At 43.7% G+C, this 6,089-nt stretch carries 4 protein-coding genes; all 4 read right to left on the bottom strand.

All coding sequences use genetic code 11. The features are described 5' to 3' along the window. Nucleotides 1-58: 58 nt before the first annotated feature. Entirely contained in the window at nt 59-1,252 is a 1,194-nt protein-coding gene (gene qatC / locus IM317_RS23620; RefSeq protein WP_227010983.1) for a Qat anti-phage system QueC-like protein QatC, read from the bottom strand. Beyond that, a complete protein-coding gene (qatB, locus tag IM317_RS23615) occupies nt 1,249-2,124 on the bottom strand; it encodes a Qat anti-phage system associated protein QatB (protein WP_023337495.1) in 876 nt (291 codons plus the stop codon). The genes qatC and qatB overlap by 4 nt, the downstream gene beginning before the upstream one ends. Continuing rightward, the gene (gene qatA / locus IM317_RS23610; RefSeq protein WP_003036342.1) at nt 2,124-4,058 is read right to left on the bottom strand and encodes a Qat anti-phage system ATPase QatA; all 1,935 of its coding nucleotides are present in this window, start codon (nt 4,056-4,058) and stop codon (nt 2,124-2,126) included. The genes qatB and qatA overlap by 1 nt, the downstream gene beginning before the upstream one ends. Before the next feature lie 124 nt (nt 4,059-4,182). Then, nucleotides 4,183-5,994, bottom strand: a complete 1,812-nt coding sequence (locus IM317_RS23605) for an ATP-binding protein (RefSeq protein WP_003036345.1) — start codon at nt 5,992-5,994, stop codon at nt 4,183-4,185. Between the last annotated feature and the right edge of the window lie 95 nt (nt 5,995-6,089).

Below are 6,089 nucleotides of genomic sequence, written 5' to 3'. Positions count from 1 at the left end.
CTTCTTCATGGGGATGTCCTCATGTGGCTTATGAAGACATTACTAACATCGGGGTGTACTAATCAACGGGGAGCAGGTCAGTTGCTTGGCGCGTGTCCAAGGGGTGAGCATGAAGATCTGCCACTGTATACACCGTTGGATCACTATCAGGTCCCCATGCTGCCATTAATGCTGCTCGGCGGATCAGGCATGGCAAACAATAGCCACACTGTTCAATGCCATGCCCCAACCAACGGGCCTTGGCCGGTGATGAGCACGATAGTGAATCTGATATCAGGCTTTTTAAAAGAGAAGGATTTTGGCAAGACGAAGCCATCTCCCCTTTAGTTTTGTTCCAATACGGATTTTGAATTTCGCCATTGATGCCAAGTATGGAAAGTAGTTCATTCCATCTCGCCATATAATATGGGTGCGTCGTGCGAGTACTGTTTGATCCCAATCGTAGTGGATCCAACGGTACATTTAGAGCAATCAATCCATTTTCAGGGACGCGCAAAACGAAATGGTTTCCTAGTCCGGTTCCTGCGAAAACACCGAGAGCAAAAAACAAGAAAGATCTGCCTCGAGTACTATTCTCTGAACTTACGCCTTCCACAAGTCCTTCCTCAAAGGACATACCAACTCGCAATCTCCCTAAAGATGATTTGACGTAATGTTTTTTTAAACCGGCAAACAGCTTAGTTTGTGCATCACTTGTTGCCCCCTCTCCGAAATGACTAACCAGAAGCGGTGTAGTTCCACTCTCTAACGAGTCGATAGCTCCAATTAAACTATCAAGTCCACCTGAGAATAAACTGACTGAATCAAATGGGTGAGCAATCAGGGTTGGTGGTGCTTCTTTGACGACAGTATTAAATCGCTCGGGGCGTGGCCTAAAATCGACCGTCCAGCGATCGCCGGTTAAAAAATCAAGAGAATTTTTGAGGGTTGGCGCTGCTGAATACCAACGAGAGGGATTACTCACAGGTACTATCAATCTTATCTCGCGTGTCCACGAATCCTGCGATTGCTCAACACGCGAGATTCGTGTGTCAGCAGCATGGACATGGGCTGCTAAAACCAACAGGTCAATGCCCATTTCTGTTGGGAATATGCCGATATTGTTAAGGCTGGACAGTGCATGACCAATTCCATAATCCAACGTTTGTTTGCTGGCGACGAGCTGTAGGGAAGTTATCTGTTCATCTAAGCCTGCTACAGGGTCAAATGAATCGTCATAACCGAAATGACCAACTAGGAGTTGTCGCATCATTGTTTATTAGCCTCTGCATCGCCAAGAGCCTGTAAAATTCTAAACGCAGACTCATAGATCGTATCCACGAATCCTTGAATTTGCTCTGGAGTAAGATGATTTGTCCCAATTTGAGCGCGTGCGAGTGCATCGCTTACTCCACCCCGGATGAAATCTCGCACCTGCTGCTCAACAAGATGTGCTGTATGCGCATTTATTGGCATCGTCACCGCTTTGGTTCCAATGTCATTACAAATGCGTGCTTCGATCGCGTGAGTAGCATATAGTTCGAAAACGGTTTGCATTTGATCTGGTGTAAATGTATTCAAATCAGTGAGACCTTCGTTAGCAAGTTCTACGATAGTCTCGATGTATGCTTCACGGGCAATGCCCTCATCAACAGTACCTGCTCCTGGGCAGATGAAATCAGCTAGCCCAATGAAAATTTCAGTGATTGGACGGCCTGCTAGCGATTCTAAATTCAGTGAGCGTAGCGCTTCGTTGACACCCCTTGTTTGTACCTCCGCTAGGAAACCGAGGAGCCGTGCCCCCGCCCCTCTGGAAGCTCCCATACGTTGTGCTGCCTGCCTAGCACCACCTGATGACGTTGAAACATACTTCGATATGGCCCGCCCGAGGCTTGCTCGATCTGAACCACCAGACCCTGCAAATCGTGTGAAGTTATTGCGCGCGTTTGAGAAACGTTGCGGATCAGCTGTACCTGGTATTGGTGGGCGATTTGGTGGAGTCAGGGGTTCAGGACGATCTATTGGCTGCTGGTCGTCTTGTCCTGGGCCATTGCCTTGCGGGGATGCCGGGGGGGCGTTATCCAACCATGATGGAATAAGTGGAGTCCCGCCGCCAGGCCCTCCATAAGCTGTTGATGTTCCCATTAATGTATTCCTTTGTGATTTTTAAGCGCTGCTTCGGCTGCGACTTTGAGGCTGGTATTAGTAGTTAGTTTGCTCCAATTCCCCAATAGTACAGTCAAACGCGCTAAACATTCGGTATCCTTTATAGCACTCTGCCAACCACTTACAGCCCAAGGACCACACTTATCATTTGGCAATGCCTCCAGAAAATCCATTAGCTGGCTCTGTAATTTTGGTTGTGCCTTTACAAGAACGCTCAAACCATCAATTCCTGCCGGTTTGATATCAAAAGTAGCTGTGCTCATTATTTTGCTACGAACTGCCTCGAAGACCTTTTCGGCTTCAGGTTGCACAAGTTGCTTCAACTCTGATTCGTAACTTTGAACCGCCATTTTGCCGCCGAACAATTTCTCGACCACCTCGGCTAAGTGGCCCAAAACTGATACCGGACCAAAATAATCTTTTTTATCTTTTGTTACAAACAAGTAGGGACGTAAGTCGAGACCTGATAACTTCGGTGGGAGCCGAGCCCAGTCACTTATCGTTTCTGAAGATTTCCATTCAGTCAAAACCGTACTATCAGGTGGCAATAATACTTCTGCGGCTTTTTTTTCTTTTGGTTTATCATCGTTTTTATTGGAAATCGTAAGAAACGTCTCTAATGCTTCAAGATCTTTGCAGTGTCCATCTGAATGTATCGCCGCAACAAACGCGATCTGTTCGAACAATCTTGGAATAAATCGCTCAGCAAGCATGAGTTTTGCTAGTACTGGCAGTTTGATATCATCGCCAAAACCTCGCGCTGTTGCGGTGCGGTCACGTAGCAAGAGGGTATTAAGAAAACGCTTGATTTGGCGAGGATTACCTTTTGTTCCGCTAGCCAAAATTGGTCCGATCTGATCACTCAGAATTAGTGCATTATTTGCTTTATCGGCTTGCGAGCCGAGAGTTATTTTTACCGTGGCAGCGTCCAATCCACCACTTGTCCACGGGCGTTTCAACTTTTCCCGCGCAACGATGATTAACTTTTCATAGTCTGGGTCATTCTCACCTATTTCAGCACCAGCAAGAAGTAATGTGACATAAATTCTCGTCTCTGTTTCGCCTAAAGCAGGGATCCGGAACGGGACCTGAATGAGTTTTTCAAGATAATTACGGGCATAGTCTCGTGGCCCAGTGCTGTCAGGCAGGTCAGGGAAGTGCTTACGCACTGAGTACTCAATCATAGCCTCGTCAGCAGCAACAACAAATGCTGTCCGCGAGGTAAATACAAATAGACGAATCGCTTCAAGAGTTTCAATGGCCGTATCAGGTAGACAACGATCAAGATCATCAACCAATACCACAAGTTGCTTGATACCAGCATCTTTCAGTAGTTGATCAAATGCTTTGCGAAATGTTTCCACTTCCATCGGTACATTTTTTGTTTCTCCCTCTTTCGTCACCGCCTTTATTTCATTGATAGTATTAGAGATATTTTCTTTCGTCATAAGTTTGACGGGATCTTCAGCCAAACCTTGCAGGGAGTTGATGATGGAGCCAATTTGCTCAGGTGTCGGAACACCGGTAAATGCGGTTAATGCCAGACCGCCGGCTCGCTTGGCAACCTTTAGCCAGTCGATACTACGGAATACGTCTTTAATAGCTCCTTCAACTTTTTTCAATGCAGGACGTTTCTCTACCAGACCTGAGACGATGCCTTCAATTAAGGCTATCTTTGCATCTTCAAATCCTTGGAAACGCCAACCATTGAACTTTAAGCATAAAACATCATCTTTGTCGGAGAAGCCCGACTCAATCATTTCGAGTACGCTCGACTTACCTGCACCCCAATCACCATGAACACCAATTGTTACTGGGTGATTGAGCTGCTCTCGAAGCAATCCAATAATGGTGGAGGCAATGGCCTCATTGTTTAGCAGATCGATTTTTGTTTCGTTGTCAGTTAGAATCATTATTTTTCCTAATAGTCGTTGCTATTCATCTTATTCAAATAAAATATTAATGAGCACATCATAGGGCTATCCCTAGTAGAGACGCAGATCTCTAATCTTGCACTGTTCTGATATTGAATCATGATCATAGTAGTGAAATTTCTTCAAAAGTAATGGTACTGCTGTGGGGGCTATGATGTATCTCCAATTCATTGATGCGAAGTTTCAGCGGCATTGGACATACCACACCGCTGAATATGCAGGTGCCAGTAGAAAGGGTGGGAATTGATTCCTCGGTGAGACGGTCAATATAAGAAACTGACTTCTCAATAGCGTATAAATCATTCTGGTTTATCAACCTATGGATGAAATAATTATGCGCCTGAGAAATAATAGTGGAGGAAATATCATTCGGTCTTTGACTCGATAGGGTTACAAATACACCGAATTTTCTCCCTTCCTTGATGATTTCTTCAAAAGTTTCAAGTCGATAATCTTTCCAGCTCTCGGTTTCACGAAAAGATGTATTAGACAGGATGTTATGTGCTTCATCAATGATGAGACTGAGAGTTGAGTAGGGGTCACCTGCTTTTTTATCAGCATAGGCCCATTTAGCGAGTAATAATGGAAGTGTTTTTTTCATGGTCAGATTGACCATATTCAGGTTGATGACTACAAAATTACTGTTGCCCCAAAAATCTCTATTCCCATTGGTATCAAAGACTTTTCTAATATCTTTTCTGTTTGCACTCATTCTATTTACTACTGGTGCTATGTGTTCAGGATTTGAGCGACCGGATAAGAATTCGAGGATTAGCTGCAAATACATGAATCCAAGCAAGGATTCTATAACATCATTTGGAAATTCATAGGATTCTGCGAGTCTGAACAGGTTTGAATGCTCCGTATCTTCAGGAGAGTCAAAAAAGCGACCTGTGTTGTTAAACCAAACTTTTCTACCGAAATGAAACTCTAGATCGGATGTCATATGCTCATGATCGTTAAAAATTGGTCGAAAAAGATCAAGAAGGGCATCACAACGTGTCTTATCGCTACCACACAAAGTTTCCCTGATCTTTTTCTTGAGTATATTTCTAAAAAAATCAATAGGGGCATCAGAGCGATGAACTGCCGATTTGAGTTCAAGTACTCGCCTTAAAAATGGTTTCTGGGTTTTGTCTGTTGCATCAGTAAGGACAGAAAGGATCTCATGTTCAAGTAATACACCTTCCGGCATAGGGATTTTATCCCCTTGATCATTATAAGTGCTAAGGTTATAGACAATTTTCTCCGAGGTTATGCATTCATCGGCACCATATTCACCATTGAAATCAAACAATATAAACTTACACTTGCTTTGAAAGCTCTCTTTTAGCATTTCAGACAATGCGGCATAACCGTGTTTGTACAGAGATGCCAGAGTGTTTGACTTTCCACTACCGGTATTACCGAAAATAGCAATGTGAGAATTTAATAAACCGCTAACAGGTAGGGTAATATCGATATCTTCAAGATCAGTACGGGCGAATGTGATAGCACAAGTTTGTGCTCTCACTATCTGATGAATGAGCTGAATTATCTCTTCGGTCACTATAAATGCTTCGTTTCCAATTAAGGGAAGTTCCCTTGTACCGACAGTAAAATGACCGTTCCGATCAACGTAACCCGACAAAGAGACAGTCAGGTAGCGGCGAAAACGTATGGACTCAGCACCGCTTCCTAATGGATTTTTCTCCTCAAGTATCTTTTCTGCCTCTATTTTACCGATTAGGCTCATGAATCCTTTCTTGATTTCGATAAATCCGCCAACGGATACGTTCTTAAGTACTTTTCCACGGAAAAAAAGATCGCTAAGGTTTTTATTTTTATCGACCAATATGCTTATTGTTCTTCCTGACACCTCACATACTTCACCGACACGGAGAACTGCCTCTTCATGAATAAATTCTTGTTCCACAGTTATCTCCTCAGAAAACAATTTATAATTTCGTTTACCTTAGTGAAATCTAATTCTTTACCTGGAGTGTAAACTATTTCCACATTAGAGTAGTC

It is taken from the genome of Enterobacter cloacae complex sp. S3, from assembly GCF_014930495.1.
Classification (GTDB): domain Bacteria; phylum Pseudomonadota; class Gammaproteobacteria; order Enterobacterales; family Enterobacteriaceae; genus Enterobacter; species Enterobacter asburiae_B.
The sequence above is the reverse complement of the archived record's forward strand: the minus strand, read 5'-3'. Positions and strand labels throughout refer to the sequence as shown.